The sequence below is a fragment of the Martinezella calliandrae genome (assembly GCF_030272695.1).
GTDB classification, from domain to species: Bacteria; Pseudomonadota; Alphaproteobacteria; order Rhizobiales; family Rhizobiaceae; genus Rhizobium; species Rhizobium calliandrae.
On sequence record NZ_JARFYN010000014.1, the window covers coordinates 1 to 26,552 of the forward strand.

General features: G+C 59.5%; 39 protein-coding genes. 36 read left to right on the forward strand and 3 right to left on the reverse strand.

Translation table 11 applies throughout. The features are described from left to right. The 33 genes from PY650_RS12750 to PY650_RS12910 all read left to right on the forward strand — a co-directional run. On the forward strand, positions 1-98 hold a 98-nt coding region (locus tag PY650_RS12750; protein ID WP_131614796.1), incomplete at its 5' end, for an EF-Tu C-terminal domain-related protein. A 312-nt stretch (positions 99-410) separates the two neighbouring features. Then, positions 411-719 (forward strand): 30S ribosomal protein S10, encoded by a 309-nt coding sequence (rpsJ, locus tag PY650_RS12755; RefSeq protein WP_003547547.1) that lies wholly within the window; start codon positions 411-413, stop codon positions 717-719. Between the two features lie 39 nt (positions 720-758). After that, positions 759-1,400 (forward strand): 50S ribosomal protein L3, encoded by a 642-nt coding sequence (gene rplC / locus PY650_RS12760; protein WP_285879636.1) that lies wholly within the window; start codon positions 759-761, stop codon positions 1,398-1,400. A 13-nt stretch (positions 1,401-1,413) separates the two neighbouring features. Continuing rightward, positions 1,414-2,034 (forward strand): 50S ribosomal protein L4, encoded by a 621-nt coding sequence (gene rplD / locus PY650_RS12765; RefSeq protein ID WP_285879638.1) that lies wholly within the window; start codon positions 1,414-1,416, stop codon positions 2,032-2,034. Next, complete coding sequence (locus PY650_RS12770) at positions 2,031-2,324, forward strand: 50S ribosomal protein L23 (RefSeq protein ID WP_285867207.1); 294 nt, start codon at positions 2,031-2,033, stop codon at positions 2,322-2,324. The genes rplD and PY650_RS12770 overlap by 4 nt, the downstream gene beginning before the upstream one ends. 11 nt (positions 2,325-2,335) lie before the next feature. Continuing rightward, positions 2,336-3,172: a 50S ribosomal protein L2 gene (gene rplB / locus PY650_RS12775; RefSeq protein WP_285879640.1), complete on the forward strand. Its 837-nt coding sequence runs from the start codon at positions 2,336-2,338 to the stop codon at positions 3,170-3,172. A gap of 15 nt (positions 3,173-3,187) precedes the next feature. Next, complete coding sequence (gene rpsS, locus PY650_RS12780; RefSeq protein WP_004118389.1) at positions 3,188-3,466, forward strand: 30S ribosomal protein S19; 279 nt, start codon at positions 3,188-3,190, stop codon at positions 3,464-3,466. Positions 3,467-3,468: 2 nt separating this feature from the next. Then, positions 3,469-3,858 (forward strand): 50S ribosomal protein L22, encoded by a 390-nt coding sequence (rplV, locus tag PY650_RS12785; protein WP_004118391.1) that lies wholly within the window; start codon positions 3,469-3,471, stop codon positions 3,856-3,858. Next, complete coding sequence (gene rpsC / locus PY650_RS12790) at positions 3,858-4,583, forward strand: 30S ribosomal protein S3 (RefSeq protein ID WP_104822786.1); 726 nt, start codon at positions 3,858-3,860, stop codon at positions 4,581-4,583. Before rplV ends, rpsC begins: the two co-directional genes overlap by 1 nt. Positions 4,584-4,619: 36 nt before the next feature. Beyond that, complete coding sequence (gene rplP, locus PY650_RS12795; RefSeq protein WP_004118395.1) at positions 4,620-5,033, forward strand: 50S ribosomal protein L16; 414 nt, start codon at positions 4,620-4,622, stop codon at positions 5,031-5,033. Between the two features lie 11 nt (positions 5,034-5,044). Continuing rightward, entirely contained in the window at positions 5,045-5,245 is a 201-nt protein-coding gene (gene rpmC / locus PY650_RS12800) for a 50S ribosomal protein L29 (RefSeq protein WP_007690763.1), read from the forward strand. 12 nt (positions 5,246-5,257) lie between these two features. Then, positions 5,258-5,497, forward strand: a complete 240-nt coding sequence (gene rpsQ, locus PY650_RS12805; RefSeq protein WP_120703921.1) for a 30S ribosomal protein S17 — start codon at positions 5,258-5,260, stop codon at positions 5,495-5,497. Positions 5,498-5,722: 225 nt separating this feature from the next. Then, entirely contained in the window at positions 5,723-6,091 is a 369-nt protein-coding gene (gene rplN / locus PY650_RS12810) for a 50S ribosomal protein L14 (protein ID WP_003573790.1), read from the forward strand. Between the two features lie 11 nt (positions 6,092-6,102). Further along, a complete protein-coding gene (gene rplX, locus PY650_RS12815) occupies positions 6,103-6,411 on the forward strand; it encodes a 50S ribosomal protein L24 (protein WP_104822787.1) in 309 nt (102 codons plus the stop codon). Then, a complete protein-coding gene (gene rplE / locus PY650_RS12820; protein ID WP_004118404.1) occupies positions 6,404-6,961 on the forward strand; it encodes a 50S ribosomal protein L5 in 558 nt (185 codons plus the stop codon). Before rplX ends, rplE begins: the two co-directional genes overlap by 8 nt. Before the next feature lie 33 nt (positions 6,962-6,994). Beyond that, positions 6,995-7,300 carry a 30S ribosomal protein S14 gene (gene rpsN / locus PY650_RS12825; RefSeq protein ID WP_285879641.1) on the forward strand — a complete coding sequence of 102 codons (306 nt, stop codon included), beginning with the start codon at positions 6,995-6,997 and terminating at the stop codon, positions 7,298-7,300. A gap of 12 nt (positions 7,301-7,312) precedes the next feature. Continuing rightward, a complete protein-coding gene (gene rpsH, locus PY650_RS12830; RefSeq protein WP_112572299.1) occupies positions 7,313-7,711 on the forward strand; it encodes a 30S ribosomal protein S8 in 399 nt (132 codons plus the stop codon). A 41-nt stretch (positions 7,712-7,752) separates the two neighbouring features. Then, positions 7,753-8,286 (forward strand): 50S ribosomal protein L6, encoded by a 534-nt coding sequence (rplF, locus tag PY650_RS12835; RefSeq protein WP_285879642.1) that lies wholly within the window; start codon positions 7,753-7,755, stop codon positions 8,284-8,286. Positions 8,287-8,298: 12 nt separating this feature from the next. Further along, positions 8,299-8,661, forward strand: a complete 363-nt coding sequence (gene rplR, locus PY650_RS12840; RefSeq protein WP_028753963.1) for a 50S ribosomal protein L18 — start codon at positions 8,299-8,301, stop codon at positions 8,659-8,661. A gap of 127 nt (positions 8,662-8,788) precedes the next feature. Further along, the gene (rpsE, locus tag PY650_RS12845; protein WP_285879643.1) at positions 8,789-9,358 is read left to right on the forward strand and encodes a 30S ribosomal protein S5; all 570 of its coding nucleotides are present in this window, start codon (positions 8,789-8,791) and stop codon (positions 9,356-9,358) included. A gap of 13 nt (positions 9,359-9,371) precedes the next feature. After that, entirely contained in the window at positions 9,372-9,584 is a 213-nt protein-coding gene (rpmD, locus tag PY650_RS12850) for a 50S ribosomal protein L30 (protein WP_285879644.1), read from the forward strand. 16 nt (positions 9,585-9,600) lie between these two features. Then, positions 9,601-10,071, forward strand: coding sequence for a 50S ribosomal protein L15 (rplO, locus tag PY650_RS12855; RefSeq protein ID WP_285867212.1), 471 nt, complete (start codon positions 9,601-9,603; stop codon positions 10,069-10,071). Positions 10,072-10,295: 224 nt separating this feature from the next. Beyond that, positions 10,296-11,636, forward strand: coding sequence for a preprotein translocase subunit SecY (secY, locus tag PY650_RS12860; RefSeq protein WP_285867213.1), 1,341 nt, complete (start codon positions 10,296-10,298; stop codon positions 11,634-11,636). Then, positions 11,633-12,283, forward strand: coding sequence for an adenylate kinase (locus PY650_RS12865; protein ID WP_285879645.1), 651 nt, complete (start codon positions 11,633-11,635; stop codon positions 12,281-12,283). Before secY ends, PY650_RS12865 begins: the two co-directional genes overlap by 4 nt. A 218-nt stretch (positions 12,284-12,501) precedes the next feature. Beyond that, the gene (gene rpsM, locus PY650_RS12870) at positions 12,502-12,870 is read left to right on the forward strand and encodes a 30S ribosomal protein S13 (protein WP_004118424.1); all 369 of its coding nucleotides are present in this window, start codon (positions 12,502-12,504) and stop codon (positions 12,868-12,870) included. 133 nt (positions 12,871-13,003) lie between these two features. Then, a complete protein-coding gene (rpsK, locus tag PY650_RS12875) occupies positions 13,004-13,393 on the forward strand; it encodes a 30S ribosomal protein S11 (protein ID WP_004118426.1) in 390 nt (129 codons plus the stop codon). A 103-nt stretch (positions 13,394-13,496) separates the two neighbouring features. After that, positions 13,497-14,507 (forward strand): DNA-directed RNA polymerase subunit alpha, encoded by a 1,011-nt coding sequence (locus PY650_RS12880; protein WP_028753958.1) that lies wholly within the window; start codon positions 13,497-13,499, stop codon positions 14,505-14,507. Between the two features lie 45 nt (positions 14,508-14,552). Continuing rightward, positions 14,553-14,975 carry a 50S ribosomal protein L17 gene (gene rplQ, locus PY650_RS12885; RefSeq protein WP_285879646.1) on the forward strand — a complete coding sequence of 141 codons (423 nt, stop codon included), beginning with the start codon at positions 14,553-14,555 and terminating at the stop codon, positions 14,973-14,975. A gap of 177 nt (positions 14,976-15,152) precedes the next feature. Further along, positions 15,153-15,395 (forward strand): hypothetical protein, encoded by a 243-nt coding sequence (locus PY650_RS12890; RefSeq protein ID WP_349644493.1) that lies wholly within the window; start codon positions 15,153-15,155, stop codon positions 15,393-15,395. Between the two features lie 193 nt (positions 15,396-15,588). Beyond that, positions 15,589-16,065 (forward strand): MarR family winged helix-turn-helix transcriptional regulator, encoded by a 477-nt coding sequence (locus tag PY650_RS12895; RefSeq protein ID WP_285879647.1) that lies wholly within the window; start codon positions 15,589-15,591, stop codon positions 16,063-16,065. Then, on the forward strand, positions 16,062-18,134 hold the full coding sequence (locus PY650_RS12900) for an FUSC family protein (RefSeq protein ID WP_285879648.1): 2,073 nt from the start codon (positions 16,062-16,064) through the stop codon (positions 18,132-18,134). The genes PY650_RS12895 and PY650_RS12900 overlap by 4 nt, the downstream gene beginning before the upstream one ends. A 4-nt stretch (positions 18,135-18,138) precedes the next feature. Beyond that, positions 18,139-18,348, forward strand: coding sequence for a DUF1656 domain-containing protein (locus tag PY650_RS12905; RefSeq protein WP_285879649.1), 210 nt, complete (start codon positions 18,139-18,141; stop codon positions 18,346-18,348). Then, a complete protein-coding gene (locus tag PY650_RS12910; protein WP_285879650.1) occupies positions 18,345-19,241 on the forward strand; it encodes an efflux RND transporter periplasmic adaptor subunit in 897 nt (298 codons plus the stop codon). Before PY650_RS12905 ends, PY650_RS12910 begins: the two co-directional genes overlap by 4 nt. A 53-nt stretch (positions 19,242-19,294) precedes the next feature. Here PY650_RS12910 and msrQ read toward each other — a convergent pair whose 3' ends face one another. Both msrQ and msrP read right to left on the reverse strand, forming a co-directional pair. Beyond that, positions 19,295-19,948, reverse strand: a complete 654-nt coding sequence (msrQ, locus tag PY650_RS12915; RefSeq protein ID WP_432761523.1) for a protein-methionine-sulfoxide reductase heme-binding subunit MsrQ — start codon at positions 19,946-19,948, stop codon at positions 19,295-19,297. Then, positions 19,948-20,895: a protein-methionine-sulfoxide reductase catalytic subunit MsrP gene (gene msrP / locus PY650_RS12920; protein WP_285879651.1), complete on the reverse strand. Its 948-nt coding sequence runs from the start codon at positions 20,893-20,895 to the stop codon at positions 19,948-19,950. Before msrP ends, msrQ begins: the two co-directional genes overlap by 1 nt. Before the next feature lie 343 nt (positions 20,896-21,238). Between msrP and ilvD the strand changes: the two genes are divergently transcribed. Then, positions 21,239-23,077 (forward strand): dihydroxy-acid dehydratase, encoded by a 1,839-nt coding sequence (ilvD, locus tag PY650_RS12925; protein WP_285879652.1) that lies wholly within the window; start codon positions 21,239-21,241, stop codon positions 23,075-23,077. 206 nt (positions 23,078-23,283) lie between these two features. Here the strand turns inward: ilvD and PY650_RS12930 are convergent, their stop codons facing one another. Next, on the reverse strand, positions 23,284-23,646 hold the full coding sequence (locus PY650_RS12930; RefSeq protein ID WP_285879653.1) for a lysozyme inhibitor LprI family protein: 363 nt from the start codon (positions 23,644-23,646) through the stop codon (positions 23,284-23,286). A 174-nt stretch (positions 23,647-23,820) separates the two neighbouring features. Here PY650_RS12930 and PY650_RS12935 point away from each other — a divergent pair, with 174 nt between their 5' ends. Both PY650_RS12935 and PY650_RS12940 read left to right on the forward strand, forming a co-directional pair. After that, positions 23,821-25,224 carry a DegQ family serine endoprotease gene (locus PY650_RS12935; protein WP_285879654.1) on the forward strand — a complete coding sequence of 468 codons (1,404 nt, stop codon included), beginning with the start codon at positions 23,821-23,823 and terminating at the stop codon, positions 25,222-25,224. Beyond that, the gene (locus tag PY650_RS12940; RefSeq protein ID WP_285879655.1) at positions 25,221-26,537 is read left to right on the forward strand and encodes a replication-associated recombination protein A; all 1,317 of its coding nucleotides are present in this window, start codon (positions 25,221-25,223) and stop codon (positions 26,535-26,537) included. The genes PY650_RS12935 and PY650_RS12940 overlap by 4 nt, the downstream gene beginning before the upstream one ends. The last annotated feature ends 15 nt before the right edge of the window (positions 26,538-26,552 follow it).

The following is a 26,552-nucleotide window of genomic DNA, read 5'->3' on the forward strand; positions in this document are numbered from 1 at the left end:
TGATCGTTCCGATCGCAATGGAAGAAAAGTTGCGCTTTGCTATCCGCGAAGGCGGCCGCACCGTCGGCGCCGGCATCGTCGCTAGCATCGTCGAGTAATTCAAAATCGGCCGCTCCATCCGAGCGGCCGATTCGATGATAATAATGTGATGCAAGCGGCAGTAGTCGCTTGCTTATGACGTGGAAATGTTGCAAATGGCGCGCGAGCGCGATTTGCGCCCTGCTTCGAACACCGAAGCGGTCAATGAGATTAACGATAAGGTGGGCCGAAAGGTCTAAAGAAGTGGATGGGGATGCCGTAGGCGGCGTCCCTCTCGATCTTTGATACCGGTGGTCCGCCTTAGGAAATAGAACAATCCGTGCCCCCTTTTGAGCGGCACGCGAGATAACAAAACACAAGGATAACGTCGAATGAACGGCCAAAATATCCGCATTCGCCTGAAGGCGTTCGATCACCGGATTCTCGATGCTTCCACGCGCGAGATCGTGTCGACGGCGAAGCGCACCGGTGCTAGCGTCCGGGGCCCCGTTCCGCTTCCGACTCGTATCGAGAAGTTCACGGTAAACCGGTCCCCGCACATCGACAAGAAGAGCCGCGAGCAGTTCGAGATGCGCACGCATAAGCGCCTTCTCGACATCGTTGACCCGACCCCGCAGACGGTAGACGCGCTGATGAAGCTCGATCTCGCCGCCGGTGTCGATGTTGAGATCAAGCTCTGAGACCTCTGGTCCTCGAGCTGAGTGAGAAGGATTGAACCGATGCGTTCAGGTGTGATTGCACAGAAGGTGGGAATGACCCGCGTCTATAACGACGCCGGCGAGCATGTCCCGGTAACCGTATTGCGTTTGGATGGCTGCCAGGTCGTGGCCCAGCGCACCGTTGAAAAGAATGGCTACACCGCAGTTCAGCTCGGTGCCGGCCAGTCGAAAGTCAAGAACACGACGAAGGCCCTGCGCGGTCACTTCGCCGTTGCCAGCGTTGAGCCGAAGGCCAAGCTCGTCGAATTCCGTGTTACGGACGACAACCTGCTTGAAGTCGGCACAGAGCTCAACGCAGGTCACTTCACGGCTGGTCAGCTCGTCGACGTGACCGGCACGACGATTGGTAAGGGCTTTGCTGGCGCCATCAAGCGCCACGGCTTCGGCGGTCTGCGAGCCACCCACGGTGTGTCGGTTTCGCACCGCTCGCACGGTTCGACCGGTTCGCGCCAGGACCCGGGCAAGGTGTTCAAGAACAAGAAGATGGCTGGTCACATGGGCCAGACGCGCGTCACGACGCAGAACCTCGAAGTGGTATCGACCGACGAAGATCGCGGTCTGATCCTCGTCAAAGGCGCAGTTCCCGGCTCCAAGGGTGCCTGGATCATCGTGCGCGATGCCGTCAAGTCGGCTGCGAAGTAAGGGAGCCAAACCAATGGAATTGAACGTCAAGACCCTCGAGGGAAAAGACGCTGGGAAGGTTTCCCTTTCTGATGCGATTTTCGGCCTCGAGCCGCGTGAGGACATCCTCGCACGCGTCATTCGCTGGCAACTCGCCAAGAAGCAGCAGGGCACGCATCAGGCAAAGGGCCGCGCAGACGTAGCGCGCACTGGTGCCAAGATGTACAAGCAGAAGGGTACGGGCCGCGCTCGCCACCATTCGGCTCGCGCTCCGCAGTTCCGCGGCGGTGGTAAGGCTCACGGCCCGGTCGCTCGCAGCCACGAGCACGATCTGCCGAAGAAGGTTCGCGCCCTCGGCCTGCGTCATGCTCTGTCCGCCAAGATCAAGGCCGAAGACGTCATCGTCCTCGACAACTTGATCGCAGCCGATGCCAAGACCAAGGCTCTCGCCGGCGCTTTCGAGACGCTCGGCCTGACCAACGCGCTCTTCATCGGTGGCGCCGAGCTCGACAACAACTTCAAGCTCGCAGCCCAGAACATCCCGAATATCGATGTTCTGCCGGTTCAGGGCATCAACGTTTACGACATCCTGCGTCGCGGCAAGCTCGTGCTTTCCAAGGCTGCGGTTGAAGCTCTAGAGGAGCGGTTCAAGTGACGGATCTTCGCCATTACGATGTGATCGTTTCTCCTGCGATCACCGAAAAGTCCACGCTGGTTTCGGATAACAACCAGGTTGTTTTCAACGTTGCCAAGACCGCGACGAAGCCTGAGATCAAGGCTGCCGTCGAGGCGCTGTTCGGCGTCAAGGTTACGGCCGTCAACACTCTGCTGCGCAAGGGCAAGGTCAAGCGGTTCCGCGGCCTGGTCGGCAAGCAGAAGGACGTGAAGAAGGCTGTTGTGACGCTCGCCGAAGGCCAGTCGATCGACGTCTCCACCGGTCTCTGAGGAATAAGAAAATGGCATTGAAAACATTCAATCCGACGACCCCGAGCCAGCGTCAGCTGGTCATCGTCGACCGGTCCTCGCTCTACAAGGGCAAGCCGGTCAAGACCCTGACCGAAGGCCTGACCTCCAAGGGTGGCCGCAACAACCTCGGCCGCATCACCGTGCGCTTCCAGGGCGGTGGTCACAAGCGTAGCTACCGTCTGGTCGACTTCAAGCGTCGCAAGTTCGATGTTGAGGCGACTGTCGAGCGCATCGAATACGATCCGAACCGTACCGCTTACATCGCTCTGGTGAAGTACACGGACGGCGAACTGGCCTACATTCTCGCTCCGCAGCGCCTCGCTTCCGGCGACAGGGTCATCGCTTCGGACAAGGCTGTGGACGTGAAGCCTGGCAACACCATGCCGCTTCAGTTCATCCCGGTGGGCTCCATCATCCACAACGTGGAAATGAAGCCGGGCAAGGGCGGTCAGATCGCTCGCTCCGCCGGTTCCTACGCGCAGCTTGTCGGTCGTGACCAGGGCATGGCGATCCTTCGCCTGAACTCCGGCGAACAGCGCCTCGTGCATGGCTCGTGCCTCGCAACGATCGGCGCCGTTTCGAACCCGGATCACGGTAACATCAACGACGGCAAGGCCGGTCGTTCCCGTTGGCGCGGCAAGCGTCCGCATAACCGCGGCGTTGTCATGAACCCGGTCGACCATCCGCACGGCGGTGGTGAAGGCCGCACCTCCGGTGGTCGCCATCCGGTGACTCCCTGGGGCAAGCCGACCAAGGGCAAGCGTACGCGGTCGAATAAGTCGACTGACAAGTTCATTATGCGCTCGCGCCATCAGCGCAAGAAGTAAGAGAGGAAGTCTCAAGTGGCTCGTTCAGTATGGAAAGGTCCGTTTGTTGACGGCTATCTTCTCAAGAAGGCTGAGAAGGTGCGTGAAGGCGGACGTAGCGAAGTGATCAAGATGTGGAGCCGCCGCTCCACCATCATGCCGCAGTTCGTAGGCCTCACCTTCGGTGTCTACAACGGCAGCAAGCACATTCCGGTCAGCGTCAACGAAGACATGGTCGGACACAAGTTCGGCGAGTTCGCCCCGACCCGTACCTATTATGGTCACGGTGCGGACAAGAAGGCGAAGAGGAAGTAACAATGGGCAAGGCAAAAACCGAACGCCGGCTGAAGGACAACGAGGCGCAGGCAGTTGCGCGCACGCTCCGCGTCAGCCCGCAAAAGCTTAACCTGGTCGCGGCTTCGATCCGCGGCAAGAAGGTTGATCGCGCGCTCGCAGAGCTGGAATTCTCGCGCAAGCGTATTGCTGGCGCCGTGAAGAAGACGCTCGAATCTGCGATCGCCAATGCAGAAAACAACCACGATCTCGACGTTGACTCGCTGGTCGTGGCGGAAGCCTACGTCGGCAAGTCGATCGTCATGAAGCGTTTCCACGCTCGTGGCCGTGGCCGCGCGTCTCGTATCGAGCGTCCGTTCGCGCATCTGACGATCGTCGTTCGTGAAGTGGAAGCTCAAGGGGAGGCCGCATAATGGGTCAGAAAATCAATCCAATCGGTTTTCGTCTTGGCATCAACCGTACCTGGGATAGCCGCTGGTTTGCGGACAATGCCGAGTATGGCCAACTCCTCCACGAAGACCTGAAGATGCGCAAGTTCGTCATGAACGAACTGAAGCAAGCCGGTATCTCCAAGGTGGTCATCGAGCGCCCGCACAAGAAGTGCCGCGTGACGATCCACTCGGCTCGTCCGGGCCTGATCATCGGCAAGAAGGGCGCTGACATCGACAAGCTCCGCAAGAAGCTGTCGGACATGACGAATTCCGAAACGCACCTCAACATCGTTGAAGTGCGCAAGCCGGAAATCGACGCGACGCTAGTCGCCCAGTCGATCGCTCAGCAGCTCGAGCGCCGTGTTGCTTTCCGTCGCGCCATGAAGCGCGCCGTTCAGTCCGCGATGCGTCTTGGCGCCGAAGGCATCAAGATCACCTGCGCCGGCCGTCTCGGCGGTGCGGAAATCGCTCGTACTGAATGGTACCGCGAAGGTCGTGTGCCGCTGCATACGCTGCGCGCTGACATCGACTATGGCACGGCTGAAGCAGAAACCGCATTCGGCATCTGCGGCATCAAGGTCTGGATCTTCAAGGGCGAAATCCTCGAACACGATCCGATGGCCTCCGAACGCCGCGCGCTGGAAGGCGACGCCCAAGGTCCGGCTAGCCGCGATCGCGATAGAGACCGCCGCCGCGAAAACGCTTGATAGCGTTCGTGGCAGATAAGTTCGGAGAATAAGAAAATGTTGCAGCCAAAGCGTACGAAGTACCGCAAGCAATTTAAGGGCCGCATCAAGGGCGTTGCCAAGGGTGGTTCTGACCTCGCATTCGGCGAATTCGGTCTGAAGTCGCAGGAGCCCAACCGCGTCAACGCTCGTGAGATCGAAGCGGCTCGCCGCGCGATCACGCGTTACATGAAGCGCGCCGGCCGTGTATGGATCCGCGTGTTCCCGGATGTTCCGGTAACCGCAAAGCCGACCGAAGTCCGCATGGGTAAAGGTAAGGGCTCTGTCGAATATTGGGCATGCAAGGTCAAACCCGGCCGTATGATGTTCGAGATCGATGGTGTGAGCGAAGAAATCGCTCGCGAGGCCTTGCGCCTCGGCGCCGCCAAGCTCTCGGTCAAGACGCGCTTCGTGCAGCGCATTGCAGAGTAAGGAAGAAGCTCATGAAAGCCGCAGATGTTCGCGCCCTGAGCGCCGACCAACTCAAGGACGAGCTTGCCAAGCTGAAGAAGGAGCAGTTCAACCTGCGCTTTCAGAAGGCTACCGGCCAGCTTGAAAAGTCCTCGCGCATTAACGAAGTCCGCAAGGACATCGCCCGCGTGAAAACCATTGCCCGCCAGAAGGCGGCAGAAGCAAAGGCTTAAAGGAAGAATAACATGCCGAAGCGCATTCTGCAGGGCGTCGTGGTCAGCGACAAGAACGAGAAGACGGTAGTTGTCCGCGTTGAGCGTCGTTTCGCTCATCCGCTGCTCCAGAAGACCGTTCGTCGTTCCAAGAAGTACAAGGCTCACGACGAAAACAATCAGTACAAGGTCGGCGACGTCGTTTCCATCGAGGAATGCGCACCGATCTCCAAGGATAAGACCTGGACGGTCGTTTCCGCCCAGACCAAGTAACAGAATTTCGCTCAGGCCCTTGCGCTTGGGCGAAATATCTGTATGAAGCACGAGCTTGGAAGCAGGACGCTCGAGAACGGGCGTTCTTTTGCTTTATTGATGGCCGGCGAAGGTGACCCAGGTGGTGCCGAGCGCTGGAGAAATCAGACAAGACACTAGTCCATAAGCCGGGGTAGGGGGCTGTTAAGCCCAACCATTCCGGTAACAACAAGAAGGCGACCTGACATGATTCAGATGCAAACAAACCTCGACGTGGCGGATAATTCCGGCGCACGTCGTGTCATGTGCATCAAGGTGCTGGGCGGCTCGAAGCGCAAGTATGCCTCGATCGGCGACGTTATCGTCGTTTCGATCAAGGAAGCCATTCCGCGCGGCCGTGTGAAGAAGGGTGACGTGATGAAGGCGGTTGTTGTTCGTACCGCCAAGGACATCCGTCGTCCGGATGGCAGCGTCATCCGCTTCGATACCAATGCAGCAGTCCTCATCGACAACAAGAAAGAGCCGATCGGCACCCGTATCTTCGGACCGGTTCCGCGCGAACTTCGCGCCAAGAACCACATGAAGATCATCTCGCTGGCTCCAGAAGTACTTTAAGGAGCGGAGCGATGCAAAAGATCCGTAAAGGCGACAAGGTCGTCGTATTGGCCGGCAAGGACAAGGGCCGCACCGGCGAAGTTATTCAAGTGCTACCGAAGGAAGACCGTGCGGTCGTCCGGGGCGTCAACGTCATCAAGCGCCACCAGCGCCAGACGCAGACCCAGGAAGCCGGCATCATCAGCAAGGAAGCCCCGCTTCACCTGTCCAACATTGCGATCGTCGACAAGGACGGCAAGCCGACCCGCGTCGGTTTCAAGGTTGTAGATGGCAAGAAGGTCCGTGTGGCCAAGACCTCGGGAGAAGTGATCGATGGCTGAGGCAAAGTACGAGCCGCGGCTCAAGAAGGAATATGTCGCCCGCATTCGCGCAGCGATGCAGGAGAAGTTCTCCTATGCCAACGAGATGCAGATCCCGAAGCTGGACAAGATCGTGATCAACATGGGTGTGGGCGAAGCAACGGCTGATTCGAAGAAGCCGACTGTTGCAGCTGCCGACCTTGCAGCGATCGCCGGCCAGAAGCCGGTCATCACTCGCGCACGCAACTCTATCGCGGGCTTCAAGGTCCGTGAAAACATGCCGATCGGCGCCAAGGTCACGCTACGCGGCGCCCGCATGTATGAGTTCCTGGATCGTCTGGTCAACATCGCGCTCCCGCGCGTTCGCGACTTCCGCGGCCTGAACCCGAAAAGCTTTGACGGTCGTGGCAACTTCGCCATGGGCATCAAGGAGCACATTGTGTTCCCTGAGATCAACTACGACAAGGTTGATCAGATGTGGGGCATGGACATCATCGTTTGCACGACGGCGACGACCGACGACGAAGCTCGGGCTCTTCTGAAAGAGTTCAACTTCCCGTTCCGTCAATAACCGTAACGACGAGCGTAGAAAAGGAACCCTGATATGGCGAAGACAAGCGCAGTCGAAAAGAACAAGCGCCGCCGCAATACGGTTGCCAACCAGTCTGCGAAGCGGGCTGCCCTGAAGGCAATCATCATGAACCAGTCTCTTCCGATCGAAGAGCGGTTCAAGGCTACTCTGAAGCTGGCATCGCTCCCGCGCGATGGATCCAAGACCCGCATTCGCAACCGTTGCGAAGTATCGGGCCGCCCGCGCGCCTATTACCGCAAACTGCGCATGTCGCGTATCGCGCTGCGTGAACTCGGCAACCTCGGCAAAGTGCCGGGCGTCGTCAAGTCGAGCTGGTAAGGAGCAGATTAGATGACTATGACTGATCCTTTGGGCGATATGCTCACCCGTATCCGCAACGGTGCTTCACGCCGCAAGTCGTCGGTTTCGACGCCTGCGTCCAAGCTTCGTGCGCGTGTTCTCGATGTTCTGCAGGCTGAAGGCTACATTCGTGGCTACTCCGTCGTCGATTTCGGCAACGGCAAGTCTGAGCTCAACATCGAGCTCAAGTACTATGAAGGCGCATCGGTGATCCGCGAGATCGGCCGTGTGTCCAAGCCGGGCCGCCGAGTTTATGTCTCGGTCAAGTCCATTCCGCAGGTCGCGAACGGCCTCGGCATCACCATCCTTTCGACCCCGAAGGGTGTGATGGCCGATCACCAGGCTCGCGAACAGAATGTTGGTGGCGAGGTTCTCTGCTCGGTCTTCTAAGATCGGACAGGGATCTCCTTCGAAACAGACAGGTTTGAAAAATGTCTCGTATCGGTAAAAAGCCCGTTCAGGTGCCTGCAGGAATCACGGCCTCGGTTGATGGCCAGAAAGTGACTGCTAAGGGCCCCAAGGGCGAGCTGTTTTTCGTCGCTAACGACGAAATCGGTCTCAAACTGGAAAACAATGCAATTGTCGTAACGCCGCTCAGCAACTCCAAGGATGCTCGCGCAAAGTGGGGCATGTCCCGCACGATGATCGAGAACATCCTGAAGGGTGTTAAGGACGGTTACGAGCGCAAGCTCGAAATCAACGGCGTCGGCTACCGTGCCGCTATGCAGGGCAAGAACCTGCAGCTCGCGCTCGGTTTCAGCCACGACGTGATCTACGAGCCGCCGCAGGGCATCACGATTGCTGTGCCGAAGCCGACGGAAATCGTCGTCACCGGCATCAACAAGCAGCAGGTCGGACAGGTTGCCGCTGAAATCCGCGAATATCGCGGTCCCGAGCCTTACAAGGGCAAGGGCGTCAAGTATGCCGACGAGCGGATCGTCCGCAAAGAAGGCAAGAAGAAGTAAGGATCACGCGAAATGGCTAGCAGGAAAGAAGCACTTGCACGTCGTGCCAACCGCGTGCGTCGTCAACTCAAGTCGGTGGCCAATGGCCGTCCGCGCCTGTCGGTTCATCGCTCGTCGAAGAACATCTACGCCCAGGTCATCGATGATGTGGCCGGCAAGACGCTCGCGTCTGCCTCCACCCTCGACAAGGATCTGCGCGGTTCTCTGAAGACCGGTGCCGACACCGCAGCCGCAGCCCTCGTTGGCAAGCTCGTTGCTGAGCGCGCCTCCAAGGCCGGCGTCAAGGAGGTCGTGTTTGACCGTGGCGCTTTCATCTATCACGGCCGCATCAAGGCTCTGGCCGATGCAGCCCGTGAAGGTGGTCTGACCTTCTGATGAAGTTTCCGGCCGGAAGCTTCGAGCGCCGGCCGGATATCACCGGACCGCTGATCTCCTTCGGGAGGTCGATGCGGTCTTCGTTTTGTTTGCCGATTGCACCCGGAAAAGAAAAAGGAAGAGGACAATGGCACAGGAAAAGAGGGCTCCGCGGGAAGACCGCCAGAGCCGTGACGAGCGCGATAGCGAATTCGTCGACAAGCTGGTCGCGATCAACCGCGTCGCCAAGGTTGTAAAGGGCGGCCGTCGCTTCGGCTTTGCCGCTCTGGTCGTCGTCGGTGACCAGAAGGGCCGCGTCGGCTTCGGTCACGGCAAGGCACGCGAAGTGCCGGAAGCGATCCGCAAGGCAACCGAAAGCGCCAAGCGCGACATGATCTTCGTACCGCTGCGTGACGGCCGTACGCTGCATCACGACGTTCATGGCCGTCATGGCGCCGGTAAGGTTCTGCTGCGCTCGGCCAAGGTCGGTACCGGTATCATCGCCGGCGGCCCGATGCGCGCCGTTTTCGAAACGCTCGGCGTTCATGACGTCGTTGCCAAGTCGACCGGTTCGTCGAACCCGTACAACATGGTTCGCGCTACGTTCGACGCCCTGAAGCACCAGGTTCACCCGAAGGACATCGCAGCTCAGCGCGGCATCAAGTATGCCACCCTGCAGGCTCGCCGTACGTCCTCGGGCAACGCCTCCGAAGAATAAGGGAGTTTGACCTATGGCCAAGACGACCAAGAAGGCTGAAGCCAAGACGACCGTTACGGTCGAGCAGATTGGCAGCCCCATCCGCCGTCCGGATGTTCAGCAGAAGACGCTGATCGGTCTCGGATTGAACAAGATGCACCGTCGCCGCACGCTGGAAGATACGCCGGCCGTTCGTGGCATGATCCGTGCTGTCCAGCATCTCGTTCGCGTTGTCGACGAGAAGTGAGCCGGAGGTATTTGCTATGAAACTGAATGAGATCAAGGATAACGAAGGTTCGACCCACAGCCGCAAGCGCCTCGGCCGCGGCATTGGCTCCGGCTCCGGCAAGACTGGTGGCCGTGGTGTTAAGGGTCAGAAGTCCCGTTCGGGCGTTGCCATCAACGGCTTCGAAGGCGGTCAAATGCCCATTTACCGTCGTCTGCCGAAGCGCGGCTTCACCAATATCTTCGCTGCCGACTATGTTGTCGTGTCGCTCGCTCGCATCCAGGCTGCCGTCGATGCCGGCAAGCTCGATGCCAAGGCAACCGTCGATGCTGCTGCTCTCAAGGCGGCTGGCGTGATTCGCCGCGTCAAGGACGGCGTTCGCGTTCTCTCGGACGGCGAACTGACGGCAAAGCTTTCGCTGGAAGTTGCAGGTGCCTCCAAGCCGGCGGTCGAAAAGATCGAAAAGGCAGGCGGTTCCATCAAGCTGCTCGCTTCTGTCGCAGAATAATCTTATCAATAAATCGCCCGGGGTGCTTCACACCGGGCGATTTTGCTCCCATATGTGAGCCTCACGAACCTGAATGATGCAGCAGTGTCTTTCCGGGGAATAACGGGAACCTAGGGTGAGGCATCCGATTGCAGCGCAATCCGTCCAAAGCCCGGCTTTTAAACAATTAAAGACTGATTCCGGACCCGGCCGATTATGCCGGAATTGGTAATGCGGAGATTTGCATGGCTTCTGCAGCGGAACAATTGGCATCCAATCTCAATTTTGCGACCTTTGCCAAAGCCGAGGATCTCAAGAAGCGCCTGTGGTTCACGCTCGGTGCTCTCCTCGTCTACCGTCTGGGTACCCACATCCCGCTTCCGGGGCTCAATCCGGCGGCCTACGCCCAGGCCTTCCAGAATCAGTCCGGCGGCATTCTCGGCCTTTTCAACATGTTTTCCGGCGGCGCCGTGCAACGCATGGCGATTTTTGCGCTCGGCATCATGCCCTATATCTCCGCTTCGATCATCGTGCAGCTCATGACATCGGTCGTGCCCGCGCTCGAGAACCTGAAGAAGGAAGGCGAGCAGGGCCGCAAGATCATCAACCAGTACACCCGCTACGGCACGGTGCTGCTCGGGGCTTTGCAGGCCTACGGCATCGCGATCGGCCTTGAGCACGGAAACGGCGTCGTCCTTGATCCGGGCTGGTTCTTCCGCCTTTCCACCGTCGTCACGCTGCTTGGCGGCACGATGTTCCTGATGTGGCTCGGTGAGCAAGTTACCTCGCGCGGTATCGGGAACGGTATTTCGCTGATCATCTTCGCGGGGATCGCAGCCGGTTTGCCGACAGCGCTTGCCGGTACGCTCGAACTTGGTCGCACCGGTGCTCTGTCGACCGGTCTCATTCTTGCAGTGCTTGTCGTAGCTGTCCTGGTCATCGGGTTGATCGTCTTCGTCGAGCGTGCCCAGCGCCGCTTGCTGATCCAGTATCCGAAGCGCCAGGTCGGCACCCGTATGTTCCAGGGCGATACCTCGCACCTGCCGCTCAAGCTCAACACGTCAGGTGTTATCCCGGCGATCTTCGCATCGTCGTTGCTGCTGCTGCCGGCAACCGTTGCCGGTCTCGGCAACAACACGGCCCTGCCGACCTGGGTCACCTCGATCGTCGCTGCCCTCGGTCATGGCCAGCCCATCTACATGGTGCTCTACGCCGCCCTGATCGCGTTCTTCGCGTTCTTCTACACTGCGCTCGTCTTCAATCCGAAGGACACGGCCGACAATCTGAAGAAGCATGGCGGCTTCATTCCGGGCATCCGTCCGGGCGAGCGCACCGCCGAATATATTGACTATGTGCTGACCCGAATCACGGTTATCGGCGCGATCTATCTCGTCTTCGTCTGCATTCTGCCCGAAATTCTCGTGTCCCAGACCGGTATTCCGTTGTCTCTGGGTGGCACTTCGCTTCTGATCGTGGTTAGCGTAACGCTGGATACGGTGGCGCAGATTCAGGGTCACCTGATCGCACAGCAATATGAAGGCCTGATCAAGAAATCGAAGTTGCGTGGAGGAAAGAGGGGGCGATGAGATTGATACTTTTGGGGCCGCCGGGAGCAGGTAAGGGGACCCAGGCCCAGCGTATTGTGGAAAAGTACGGCATTCCGCAGCTTTCCACCGGTGATATGCTGAGGGCCGCGGTGGCAGCCGGGACTGAAGTAGGCAAGCGTGCCAAGGCCGTTATGGACGCCGGCAAGCTTGTTTCCGATGAAATCGTCAACGCCATTGTGTCCGATCGCATCGATCAGCCAGATTGCGCCAAGGGCTTTATTCTTGACGGTTATCCGCGCACGCTGGTTCAGGCTGATGCGACGGAAACGATGCTGAAGGAAAAAGGTCTCGACCTTTCAGTCGTGATCGAGATCAAAGTGGACGACGGCGTACTCGCCGATCGCATCTCGGGCCGTTATACCTGCGCCAACTGCGGCGCCGGTTATCACGACGAAAACCTGAAGCCGAAAGTGGAGGGTGTGTGCGATCGGTGCGGTTCTACGCATTTCAAGCGTCGCGCCGACGACAACAGAGAGACAGTCGTCGAGCGTCTGCAGGTCTACTACAAGGAAACCTCGCCGCTCATTGGTTACTACTATGCCAAGGGCAAGCTTCAGTCAGTCGACGGCATGGCCGATATCCAGCATGTGACGGCCAATATCGAGGCCATCCTTTCTAAGCTCTAGATAGCTAAAAATAAACTTGTCGGGGGCGGTTGCTTTTTTGCGCTGATTCCGCTAAACACCGCGCCAACTCGCGACATACCATGCGATCGGCGCGGATTTCCGTAGGGAGGTCCGAGCACGGTCGTTTTGACGTGTTGCGGACCCAAATTGAACAAGCAGCTCCAGGGCTGCATAACAAAGCCCTTTGCTCAGGCAAAAGGAATGCAAGGAGAACAGGCGTGGCTCGTATCGCTGGCGTCAACATCCCGACTGCAAAGCGCGTAGTTATTGCGCTTCGTTACATTCACGGGATCGGACCGAAGTTTGCACAGGAAATCTGCGAGAAGGTCGGTATTCCGGCCGAGCGTCGCGTCAATCAGCTGACGGATGCCGAAGTTCTGCAGATTCGTGAAACCATCGACCGCGACTATCAGGTCGAAGGTGATCTTCGTCGCGAAACCGCGATGAACATCAAGCGCCTGATGGACCTCGGCAGCTACCGTGGTCTGCGTCATCGTCGCGGCTTGCCGGTTCGCGGCCAGCGCACCCACACCAATGCCCGCACCCGCAAGGGTCCGGCAAAGGCTATTGCTGGTAAGAAGAAGTAATTTCCGGGAAACCGGATGTGGGAGGCTGGCGGTCTGCGCCGGCCTCTTTTGAGTTTGGAGCGGGGCCATATAGGCGTCGCTCCGGTGTAGCCGCTGGTATTACGGCGGTGAAGAGATCCAAGAAAGGACTAACATGGCCAAGGAAGCCGTCCGCGTTCGCCGTCGCGAGCGCAAGAATATTACCTCGGGCGTTGCGCACGTTAATTCGACCTTCAACAACACTATGATCACCATCACCGACGCGCAGGGCAACGCCATTGCCTGGTCGTCCGCCGGTGCCAAGGGCTTCAAGGGTTCGCGCAAGTCGACCCCGTTCGCTGCTCAGATCGCTGCTGAAGACTGCGCCAAGAAGGCCCAGGAACATGGCATGAAGTCGCTGGAAGTCGAAGTTTGCGGTCCGGGCTCCGGTCGTGAATCCGCTCTGCGCGCGCTCCAGGCTGCCGGTTTCATGATCACGTCTATCCGCGACGTGACCCCGATCCCGCACAATGGTTGCCGCCCGCGCAAGAAGCGCCGCGTCTGATCATCGCCAATCACGACACCAGCCGTCACATATGTGAGCGGCTCGGTGCTTCTCAAGCTCGGTTGTCACGATTGGATGGTGGCAACGAACGGAAGGCAAGAACATGATTCAGAAAAACTGGCAGGAACTGATCAAACCGAACAAGGTCGAGTTCTCCTCGAGCGGCCGCACCAAGGCCACGCTCGTAGCTGAACCGCTGGAGCGTGGTTTCGGTCTCACTCTCGGCAACGCGCTGCGTCGCGTTCTGCTGTCGTCTCTGCGCGGCGCCGCTGTGACGGCCGTTCAGATCGATGGCGTGCTGCATGAGTTCTCCTCTATCCCGGGCGTCCGGGAAGACGTGACGGACATCGTGCTGAACATCAAGGAAATCGCCATCAAGATGGATGGCGATGACAGCAAGCGCATGGTGGTTCGCAAGCAGGGCCCCGGTGTGGTTACGGCTGGTGACATCCAGACGGTGGGCGACATTGAAATCCTCAACCCCGAGCATGTTATCTGCACGCTCGACGAGGGCGCCGAAATCCGAATGGAATTCACTGTCAACAACGGCAAGGGCTATGTCCCGGCCGAGCGCAATCGTGCGGAAGATGCTCCGATCGGGCTCATCCCGGTCGACAGCCTTTATTCGCCGGTCAAGAAGGTGTCCTACAAGGTTGAAAATACCCGTGAAGGACAGGTTCTCGACTACGACAAGCTGAGCATGTCGATCGAAACTGATGGCTCGATCACCGGCGAAGATGCTGTCGCTTTCGCGGCTCGCATCCTCCAGGATCAGCTTGGCGTCTTCGTCAACTTCGACGAACCGCAGAAGGAAGCCGAAGAAGAAGCAGTCACCGAACTTGCTTTCAATCCGGCGCTCCTCAAGAAGGTGGACGAACTGGAACTGTCTGTTCGCTCGGCAAACTGCCTGAAGAACGACAACATCGTCTATATCGGCGACCTCATTCAGAAGACCGAAGCAGAAATGCTCCGCACGCCGAATTTTGGTCGCAAGTCGCTAAACGAAATCAAGGAAGTTCTCGCTTCCATGGGCTTACACCTCGGCATGGAAGTGCCGGCATGGCCGCCCGAGAACATCGAAGATCTCGCCAAGCGCTACGAAGACCAATACTAACGTTTCAAACGGCAGGCGGATGCCTGCAAGTGAAGGAGAATAGCCATGCGCCACGGTAAAGCCGGCCGCAAGCTGAATAGAACCGCTAGCCACCGTAAGGCGATGTTCGCCAACATGGCGGCTTCGCTCATCACCCATGAGCAGATTGTCACTACCCTACCGAAGGCTAAGGAAATCCGTCCGATCGTCGAGAAGCTGGTTACCCTTGGCAAGCGCGGCGACCTGCACGCTCGTCGTCAGGCCATCTCGCAGATCCGCGACGCCGCCGTCGTTTCGAAGCTCTTCGACGCGATCGCAGCGCGATACGCCACCCGCAACGGTGGCTACCTGCGCATCATGAAGGCTGGCTTCCGCCAGGGCGACAATGCTGCTCTCGCCGTCGTCGAATTCGTCGACCGCGACACCTTCGCCAAGGGCGCAGCCGACAAGGCTCGCGTTGCTGCCGAAGAAGAAGCCGCAGCCGCTTAAGGCCAGCTTCGAATATAAGATCAAAAAGGCCGGATGAGCGATCATCCGGCCTTTTTGTCGTTTGCGGTCCGCGCTGATCGAACTTTCATTCTCCATGGTTTCGATGGAATATCGACGCTCGGTTGCCGAGTCGCCGGCCGACTTATGCGCATCTGGCTGTGGGAGCGTTGCCGGGGCATGCAGCGAAAATTGACACGCGGAAGATTGTTTTTGTCCCTGGCGCTGCTGCTGACCATAGCCAGTGGCCTTGCGCTCCGGCGATATGGCTATGCGATGCATCTGCCTTTTATGGTCGTCAAATATGGCGGATCGTTATTATGGGGAGCGATGGTCTATTGGCTCCTGGCAACGATCTTTGCGCGGGCGCGGCGTTTCAGGATCACTATGGTGGGGCTGATCGTACCATATGCCAAAGCCTGAAAAGCTCAACGAGTAGAGCAACTAGCGTCGATCAATAGGACGTTCCGGGCAAGCAGAAACATACTCGACTGTTCGCGTTGGCTGCCGTTTTGCAGGGCCACCCGCTAAATGCATGGCTGTATTTCGCAATTTGATTAACAGTTTTGATCGAAATAATTTGAATCCTAATTAGTTTAGTACTACTTAGATTCTCATGAAAACGCTAAACGCCCTGCAACGCATCTTTACCGCCAACTTACTGACGACCGGCCGCCAATGGCGTCGGGTTGTTGATCTCACACTGAGTTCCTATGGCCTATCTGAAGCCGCGGCCGCGCCGCTGCTTTGGATCGGCCGTCTAGGGGGAGGCGTCCGACAGGTGGTTCTCGCCACCCATGTCGGCATCGAAGGCCCGTCTTTGGTTCGCCTGCTCGATCAGCTGGAAAGCATGGATCTCGTCACACGCAAGGATGATCCGACGGATCGGCGCGCGAAGGGCTTGTGGCTGACGGCCGAAGGCGAGGTGCTCGCCTCGCGCATGGAGGACGCGCTTGACGCGCTGCGCGGCAATATCCTCGCCAACGTCGAACAGGCGGATATCGAAGCTGCCATCCGCGTGCTGAAGGCCTTCGAGGATTTCGAGGCGCCGAAGGCGGCTGGCGCCGCGGAGGAACGGGAGAAGGTCTCATGAGCATCCCATCCTGGCGCGACTGGTTGTTTTCGGTCAAAGCCTTCATTGCGGCTATCATGGCGCTGTTTATAGCGCTGTCCTTGGACCTGCCGCGTCCCTACTGGGCAATGGCGGCCGTCTATGTGGTAGCCAATCCTCTCGCAGGCGCAACCAGCTCCAAGGGGCTCTACCGCGCTCTTGGCACGTTTGTCGGCGCTTCTGCATCGGTCGTTCTCATCCCTCTCTTCGTCAATGCGCCGGAATTGCTTTCCGTCGTCGTCGCGCTCTGGACCGGGACGCTGCTGTTCATCTCGATGCTCGACCGCACCTCGCGCAGCTATGTCTTTATGTTGGCCGGTTATACGCTGCCGCTGATCGCGCTGCCGACCGTCGGCTCGCCTGAGACCATATTCGATGTGGCGCTTGCCCGCTCCGAGGAGATTATCATCGGCATCACGTGTGCAAGCGTCGTCAGCGCCATTGTTTTCCCGAGTAGCGTCGGTACCGTGCTGGGTAGTCGCATCGGCTCCTGGCTCGATGACGCCGGCACCTGGGCAGACGAGATCCTGCGCGGCGAGGGCGCCACCCCGGCAACTCCATTGAAGCGGCAGAAGCTGGCTTCCGACGTCACCGGCCTCGATCTTGTTATCAGCCAGCTCAGATATGATGCGGGCAGCCGTGACATTGTCCGCCATTCCCGTGAGCTGCGCGGCCGCCTGTTGATGCTACTGCCGCTCTTCTCGTCTCTTGCCGATCGTCTGCACGCGCTGACAGCTGGCGGAAAGCCACTGCCGCAGGAGCTGGTCGCAGTGCTGAATGATGTGGCCGACTGGATCGGTCAGGGCGGTCGCAGCAAGGCTGACGATGGCGCCGACACCCTTTCCGAGAAGATCGAGGAGTTGCAGCACAATGACATTGATCTCGGCTGGGATGATCTCGTCCGCTCAAGTGCGCTGGATCGCCTGAAGGAAATCGTCGATCTCTGGCAGGATTGCCTGACGCTGCGTGACCAGATCATTTCCGGTCAGCAAGTCGGCACCTGGCGCCCCGCTTTCCGTCACCGCGACGTAGTCGGTCACATCAGGCACTATGATTATGGGCTGCTTGCCTTCTCGGCTGGTACAGCCGTCGTCGGGATCGCGGTTGCCTGCTTCTTCTGGATTAATTCTGGATGGATGGACGGTGCAGGGTTCGTCTCGATGGCAGCGGTCGCCTGCTCGTTTTTCGCCGCGCTTGATCGGCCCGCACCCTTCATTACCTCGATGTTCATCTGGTGCGCCGTGAGCCTGGTCATCGCCTGCGTCTATATCTTCGGCATATTGCCGTTCATCTCTGACTTCGAGATGCTGGTGCTGGTCTTTGCGCCGCCCTTCCTGGTGATGGGCCTGTTGATCCCGCGGCCGCAGACCAATATGCTCGCCATGCTGCTGGCCGTAAATGGCGCAAGCTTCATCGCGTTGCAGGATCGCTATACGGCTGATTTTGCCAGTTTCACAAATAGTGCGATCGCGGCTCTGGCTGGCGTGGGCTTCGCGCTGGTTTGGACATTGCTTACCCGTCCGTTCGGCGCGGAATTGGCCGCTTGGCGGTTGGTGCGGGCCGGCTGGGTCGATCTTGCCGAGACCGCAGCCGGCATCCGCCATGCCGATCATGAGCGCCTGTCCGGTCGCATCCTGGATCGCCTGGGCCAGCTCGTGCCCCGCCTCGCGGGCATCCAAGACCGCGAACTGAAGAAGGTCGACGGTTTTGCCGATGTCCGTCTCGGCTTCAACGTGCTGATGCTGCAGAAGGAGCGTAGCCAACTGATGCCAGCTGCGGCAGCATCTGTCAGCCAAGTCCTGATCGGCGTATCAGATTTCTATCGTTCGAAGCTGAAGGCCAAGCGCGCATTGGAACCTTCCGACGAATTGCGTGTGTCGATCGACCATAGCCTCGAAGCGGTCGCTCAGGAAAAGCGGCACGCCGGCCGAGCAAGCCTCGATGCACTCGTTGGTCTTCGCCGGGCGCTCTTCCCCCATGCCGAGCCACCGGCGAGCTGGCGGCCGCCTCTATCGGATACCACTCAACCCCTTCCCATGGCAGCGGAGTAATATCATGCCCGCAGAATTCGATCTTTATGGCGTCTATATCCCGCGCCTTCTCGTTCTCATGCTCGTGACGCTGTTTGCCGCCATCATTCTTCGACGCCTGTTGGCATGGATCGGAGCCTACACTCTGGTCTGGCATCGCGGTCTGTTCGATCTCGCGCTTTACGTCCTGCTACTCGGCGCCGTCTCCTCTGTCTCTCGTTGGTATTTCACATGAACACGTTAAAACTCATCGGCCGCGTAGCGGTCACTGTTCTCTTTGTCGTTGCCGCCGTCTATGTCGGCCGTCAGCTTTGGGGCCACTATATGGAGGAGCCGTGGACGCGTGACGCCCGGCTGCGCGCCGATGTCGTCGGCATCGCGCCCGATGTTTCCGGCCCGGTCAGTGAAGTCCTGGTAAAGGATAATCAGATCGTCAAGAAGGGCGATGTCTTGTTCCGGGTCGATCGCGACCGCTTCACAATAGCCTTGGCACAGGCCGATGCTGCAATCCAGGGCGCCCAAGCGGCGCTCGACCAGGCGCGCCGCGAAAACGAGCGGCAGCAGCGTCTTGGCGATGCCGGCTCGGCCCAGCAGAAGGAGCAGGCGCGAACCGCCATGGACCAGGCCCAGGCTGCCCTTGGGCAGGCCACGGCCAATCGCGCTCTCGCCCAGCTCAACCTAGACCGCTCCGAGGTCAAGGCGACCGTAAACGGCAGCGTTTCTAATTTCGGTCTCCGCCCGGGCGACTATGTCACCGCGGGCACAGCGAAGGTCGCACTCATCGACGCTGACTCTCTGCGGGTGGAGGGCTATTTCGAGGAAACCAAGCTGCCACGCATCCAGATCGGCGATGAAGTGTCGATCCATCTGATGGGGCAGCCGGAAAAGCTGACGGGCCATGTGGAGAGCATCGCCACTGGCATCGAAGACCGCGAGCGCACCTCAGGCAGCTTGCTCGCCAATATCACCCCGACTTTCAGCTGGGTTCGTCTGGCGCAGCGCGTGCCCGTGCGCATTGCTCTCGACAAGGTACCCGACGGCACGAAGCTGATCGCCGGTCTGACCGCAACCGTTGAAGTTTCGGAGCGGCAGCAAGCCAAAGTCGCTCTCGGAGCAGCCGTCGAATAGTGAATTGAAGCCCGAGATGGCCGCCGCCGGCCATCCGGGCTTCAACTCCAATCCTAAGCTGCTTTGGAGCGGGAAACCGCGGCGGGTTTGCGCGCCGCTCTGCGTTTTTCCATCATGATCGGCCGATACGACCGATAGAGGATCATGGCGATCAGGAGGCCGATATAGATGTATTGCTCCGTCGACAGAACCTTCGTCGACAGCGCAAAATGCAGCGCGCCGCAGGCGACGATGATATAGATCAGCCGGTGCAGCCAGATCCATTTCTTGCCGAGACGTTTGATCGAAAAGTTGTTGGAGGTTAAAGCCAGGGCCAGCAGCGTGACCAGGCCGGCCATGCCGAACATGATGAAGGGCCGTTTCAGCACATCGTCGATGACAGCCTGCACGTCGAGAGCCTGATCGAGGACCATGTAGACTGTCAGATGCATCAGTGCGTAGTAGAAGCAAAGCAGGCCAAGTGCCCGGCGGTAGCGCAGATAGTTCCAGCCGAAGAGATCGCGCGCCGGGGTAACGGCAAGCGTCAGGAGTAGGAACCGGATCGCCCAGAGTCCGAGGAAGAGCTCGAAGGTCTTGACCGCGTCGGCGCCCAGCTGGTCGGTGGCGCCGAGATAGAATTCCCATGCCGCCGGCACCAGGCCGACGACATAGAGCGCCCAGACTGAAGCCGGCTGCCAACGCTTGGGCAGAGCAAGGGAAAGGGCCATCAGAAATTCGCCCTCAAGTCCATGCCGGCATAAAGGCTTGCGACCTGATCGGCATAGCCATTGAAGGGCAGGGTGGGATGGCGGTTCGCACCGAAGAAACCGCCTTCGCCGATGCGGCGCTCCGTCGCCTGGCTCCAGCGCGGATGGTCGACCGCCGGATTGACGTTGGCATAGAAGCCGTATTCCTGGCTGTTGGTCGCCTGCCAGGTGTTCAGCGGCTGCTTGTCGGTGAGCGTGATTCGCACGATAGACTTGATGCCTTTGAAGCCGTATTTCCACGGCACGACGAGGCGGATCGGCGCGCCGTTCGCGTTCGGCAATGTTTCGCCGTAGAGACCGACGGCCAAAAGCGTCAGCGGGTTGCGTGCTTCGTCAAGCCGCAGGCCCTCGACATAGGGCCAGTTCAGGGACTGGAAAACGCCTGACTGCCCAGGCATCTCTTCTGGCCGCACGACCGTCTCGAAGGCAACGAATTTGGCGCTGCCAAGCGGCTCTACCTTGTCGAGCAGCGCGGCGAGGGGAAAGCCGTCCCATGGGATGACCATCGACCACGCTTCGACGCAGCGCATGCGGTAGACGCGCTCCTCCGGGGGAAATTCCTTGATCAGCGCATCGATATCGAATGTGCCGGGTTTGCCGACCATGCCATCGACCTTGACGGTCCAGGGGCGAGGTTTGAAGTCGCCCGAAAGTTTCGCCGGATCGGCCTTGTCGAGACCGAATTCGTAGAAATTGTTATAGGTGGTGACATCCTTGATCGGCGTCAGCTTCTCGTTGACGGTGTAGTTGCTCTTCGTGGCGTTCAACGTATCGGCAACAGCGCTTTTCCCGCCGGCGATTGCAATACCGGCGCTAGCCGCAGCCACCAGGAATTCCCGGCGCTTCAGATAGACCGAGCGTGGCGTGATCTCGGACGAGGCGATCTTCGGCGGGCGATAGGACGGCATTCCGGTATTCCTTTCGACGATTGTAGAGATGTAACGACCTCTACGCAGGAGAAGCACGATTTGTTACCCTCTTACGATGTTATTTCTTTTTGGCGGAAACCAATTTTTTGTGTGCGTTCGTGACGGAATAAGCGGCCTCCCGCATTGTATATGTCATTTGGCTGATGAGCGGGCCGGAGACCACGTTGCCCTTGCGGCGTACCGGATTCGATCTAGGTGATAGTGACAGTCCGGTGCGATTGGATTACGACAATTCCAAAAAGCAGGAATGCCGGCGCTCCCTCGGGCGCAATGCCCAGGCCGGCCGGCGCCTTACAATTTCCAAGACGACGAGGAAGACACCATGCCAGCTTATCGTTCCAGAACCACGACCCACGGCCGCAATATGGCAGGCGCACGCGGCCTTTGGCGCGCGACGGGTATGAAGGACAGCGATTTTGGCAAGCCCATTATTGCGGTGGTCAACTCCTTCACCCAGTTCGTGCCCGGCCATGTCCACCTCAAGGATCTCGGCCAGCTCGTGGCGCGCGAAATCGAAGCTGCCGGCGGTGTCGCCAAGGAATTCAACACGATCGCCGTCGATGACGGTATCGCCATGGGCCATGATGGCATGCTCTATTCGTTGCCCTCGCGCGAACTGATCGCCGACAGCGTTGAATACATGGTCAACGCCCATTGCGCTGACGCCATGGTCTGCATCTCCAATTGCGACAAGATCACTCCCGGCATGCTGATGGCCTCGCTGCGCCTCAACATCCCGACCGTCTTCGTCTCCGGCGGACCTATGGAAGCCGGCAAGGTGGTTCTGCAGGGCAAGAAGGTCGCCCTCGATCTGGTCGACGCCATGGTGGCCGCTGCCGATGACAAGATCAGCGACGAGGACGTGCAGACCATCGAACGTTCGGCCTGTCCGACTTGCGGTTCCTGTTCCGGCATGTTCACCGCAAATTCGATGAATTGCTTGACCGAAGCGCTTGGCCTGTCATTGCCGGGCAACGGCTCGACGCTCGCGACGCATGGTGACCGTAAGCGCCTTTTTGTCGAGGCCGGCCATTTGATCGTTGATCTTGCTCGCCGCTATTACGAGCAGGAGGACGCTTCCGTCCTGCCGCGCTCGATCGCCTCGAAGCCGGCCTTCGAAAACGCAATGGCGCTGGATATCGCTATGGGCGGATCGACAAACACTGTTCTGCACATTCTGGCGGCCGCGCATGAAGGCGAGATCGATTTCACAATGGCTGACATCGACGCGCTATCGCGCCGCGTGCCTTGCCTGTCGAAAGTTGCACCCGCCAAGAGCGACGTGCATATGGAAGATGTGCATCGCGCCGGCGGCATCATGTCGATCCTCGGCGAGCTCGACAAGGGCGGCCTGATCAATCGCGATTGCCCGACCGTTCACGCAGAGACGCTCGGTGACGCCATCGACCGCTGGGACATCACCCGCACTAACAGCGAGAGCGTGCGCGAATTCTTCCGTGCCGCACCCGGCGGCATTCCGACCCAGGTTGCTTTCAGCCAGAACGCCCGTTGGGAAGAACTCGACACCGACCGTCAAAACGGCGTCATCCGCAGCGTCGAGCATCCTTTCTCCAAGGATGGCGGTCTCGCCGTTCTCAAGGGCAATCTGGCGCTGGACGGCTGCATTGTGAAGACGGCCGGCGTCGATGAATCGATCCTGAAATTCTCCGGCCCCGCCAAGGTCTTCGAGAGCCAGGACGCAGCCGTCAAGGGCATCCTCAGTAATGAGGTCAAGGCCGGCGACGTCGTCGTCATCCGCTATGAAGGCCCGAAGGGCGGTCCCGGCATGCAGGAAATGCTCTATCCGACGAGCTATCTGAAGTCGAAGGGCCTCGGCAAAGCCTGCGCGCTGATCACCGACGGCCGCTTCTCCGGCGGCACCTCGGGCCTCTCCATCGGCCACGTCTCGCCGGAAGCGGCAAACGGCGGCACGATCGGCCTGGTGCGTGAAGGCGACACAATCGATATCGACATCCCGAACCGCACCATCAGCCTGCGCATCGATGACAAAGAGCTCGCTGCTCGCCGGGAAGTGCAAAGCGCCAAGGGTTGGCACCCGGCAGAACAGCGCAAGCGCAATGTCACGACGGCATTGAAGGCCTATGCGGCCTTTGCGACCAGTGCTGACCGAGGCGCGGTTAGAGATCTCGGCGGGAAGTAATCAACTCCCTCTCCCCGTCCTGAGCTTGTCGAAGGGGCGGGGAGAGGGTGAACTCGAGCGGTCGAGCAGAACGAGACCGTGAGAGGACCGATGAGGCGCCTTCTCGAATTGAGCCGTGACCGCGAAGTTTGCCGGACTGGCGGTAGCACCTCACCCTAGCCCTTACCGCGCGTGCGCGGAGAGGGGGGCGATCGTCCAAGGGCCCGCTATAGCGGCCGATTGATCCGTCTATAGGTTCCATCCAGCGCTTTCAGCCGCTCGTCATAAGCCGCCTTGATGCACGCCGCATCCGCATTGCACGCCTGCCGCTTCTTCAGCCAGACTGCCTGCTCGTCCTGCAATGTGCCGCGTGAGCCCATGGCCAGCAGACCGGAGAGCAGGTCGAAGGTCGTCACCATCTTCACGTCGGCATCATTGAGCGCTCTATGATCGCAGATCGTCTTCTCGTCCGGCTGGAGGTTCCGGGCATCGCAATTGAAGCTCGCCGCCTTGGATGTGCTGGGCACCGTAAGAGCGACGAGCGTGAGAGAGGTAAGGAGGAAGATTGCCGCAAGGCTGTTTGATCGCATGATTTTGCTCCACCTGCCGGTTTCCGAAGCGAAATGCGCGATCACGGTTTTTGTTCATCTGGGCTGTTTTTCTTGAGCGCAGACGACCATTTATGGTTCATGGTTCCGCCCTCTTTTCTTTCTAGCGTCGGGCGCTACAACCTTGTTTCAAGAGCATTAAAAAAGGAAAATTCCATGCAGGTCCTGCTGAAGCGCACCGCCGTTTCGATGATCGCCCTCATCATGACGATGCCGCTTTCTGCTGAGGCGCAGTCCGCAAAGTCGGTGCCGCAGAGCCAGATGCAAATGCAGCTTTCGTTCGCGCCGCTGGTCAAGCAGACGGCCGGCGCTGTGGTCAATGTTTATGCTGAGCGGCAGGTGCAGCAGCGGTCGCCCTTCGCTGGCGATCCCTTCTTCGAACAGTTCTTCGGCCAGCGCATGCCGAATCGCACGGAGAAGCAGGCTTCGCTCGGTTCCGGCGTCATCGTCGAAGCCAATGGCACGGTTGTCACCAACAATCACGTCATCGACGGCGCTGACGACATCAAGATCGCGCTGTCGGACGGTCGTGAGTTCCCCTGCAAGGTCGTGCTGAAGGATGATCGAGTCGATCTCGCGGTCCTGAAGATTCAATCCAAGAACGTGAGCTTTCCGATCCTGCCGATCGGCAATTCCGATGCTGTCGAAGTGGGTGATCTCGTGCTGGCGATCGGCAATCCTTTCGGAGTCGGCCAGACGGTGACAAGCGGCATCGTCTCGGCGCTCGCCCGCAACCAGGTAAAGAACGAAGTCGGCTTCTTCATCCAGACCGATGCCTCGATCAATCCCGGCAATTCCGGCGGCGCTCTGATGAACATGAGTGGCGAACTGATCGGCCTCAACACGGCAATCTTTTCCCAGGGCGGCGGCTCGAATGGCATCGGCTTTGCCATCCCCGCCAATCTGGTCAGGGTTTTTCTCGCCGCCGCCGATCGCGGTGACAAAGCCTTCGAGCATCCGTATATCGGCGCTTCCTTCGAGCCGGTGACCTCCGAAGTTGCGGAGGCGCTGGGGCTCGACAAGGTGCGCGGCGCGCTCGTGACCAAAGTGGTCGACGGCGGCCCTGCGGCCAAGGCTGGCCTGAAGGCCGGCGAGGTCGTCACTGCCGTCAATAACATCCCGGTCGAGCATCCTGACGCGCTTGGTTATCGTCTGGCGACCGCCGGACTTGGCGCTACCGTTGCTCTGACCGTTCTGGAAAACGGGAAGGAACATCAGGACAGCTTGACACTTGCCGCCGCGCCGGAATCCACGCCGCGGGACGAGAAGCTGATCCAGGGCGAAAATCCCTTCTCGGGCGCGACCGTCGCCAACCTCTCGCCACGTGTCGCAGACGAGCTGCACTTGCCGCCCGATACCAGCGGCGTCGTCGTGGAGAACCTGAAGGCGGATTCGCCGGCCGATCGCCTCGGTTTTGCGGCGAAAGACATCATCATTTCCGTTAACGGCGTCGCCATCACCTCGACGGACGTGCTACAGCAGGCCGTTACCGGCAATCCGAGCTTCTGGCGCGTCGAAATCGAGCGCGACGGTCAGCGCATCCGACAGTTCTTCCGATGAGTGATGATCTATTTGCACCACGGATACCGGAGGAGGTCGCCAACAGGCGGCCCCTTGCCGATCGTCTGCGGCCTCAAACCCTGGCCGATGTCACCGGCCAGCCGCATCTGACCGGCGACGACGGCGCACTGCGGCGAATGATCGACTCCGGTTCGCTCGGCTCGATGATCTTCTGGGGGCCGCCCGGTACTGGCAAGACGACGGTGGCGCGGCTGCTGTCCGGCGAGGCGGGTTTGGCCTTCGAACAGATCTCGGCAATTTTCTCCGGCGTCGCCGATCTGAAAAAGGTGTTTGAAGCCGCACGTCTGCGCCGCATGGACGGTCGACAGACCCTGCTTTTCGTTGACGAGATCCATCGCTTCAACCGCGCCCAGCAGGATAGCTTCCTGCCTGTCATGGAAGACGGCACCGTTATCCTGGTCGGCGCCACCACCGAGAACCCATCTTTCGAGCTCAACGCCGCTCTTCTGTCCCGCGCCCGCGTCCTTACGTTTCGCTCGCATGACGAGGAAAGCCTGGAGGAGTTGCTGCGCCGCGCCGAAAAGGCGGAGGGCCGGCCGTTGCCCCTGACCGAGGACGCCCGTTCCAGCCTGATCCGTATGGCCGATGGCGATGGCCGCTCAGTCCTGACGCTGGCTGAAGAAGTCTGGCGCGCCGCGCGTAAGGACGAGCTCTTCGACCCAGATGCGTTGGTCAAGATCGTGCAGCGCCGCGCGCCGGTCTACGACAAGGCGCAGGACGGTCATTACAATCTGATTTCGGCTCTGCATAAATCGGTACGCGGCTCCGATCCCGATGCGGCGCTCTACTATCTTGCTCGCATGTTTGATGCCGGCGAAGACCCGCTTTATCTCGGACGACGGCTGGTGCGCATGGCGGTGGAGGATATCGGCCTTGCCGATCCGCAGGCGCTGGTCATCTGCAATGCCGCAAAGGACGCCTATGACTATCTGGGGTCACCGGAAGGTGAGTTGGCGCTGGCCGAGGCTTGCGTCTATCTCGCCACCGCCCCGAAGTCGAATGCCGTCTACACTGCCTTCAAGGCTGCGACGCAGGCAGCCAAACAGAATGGCTCGCTGTTGCCGCCCAAGCATATCCTAAATGCGCCGACGAAGCTGATGCGCACCGAGGGTTACGGCGACGGCTACCGCTATGATCACGATGAGCCGGATGCCTTTTCGGGCCAGAATTACTTTCCGGAGAAGATGGGCCGCCAGACCTTTTACGATCCGCCGGAGCGGGGCTTCGAGCGTGAAATCCGCAAACGGCTGGACTGGTGGTCGAAACTGCGCAAGGAGCGCGGTGAGCGGTAAGCTGATGTCACCGGC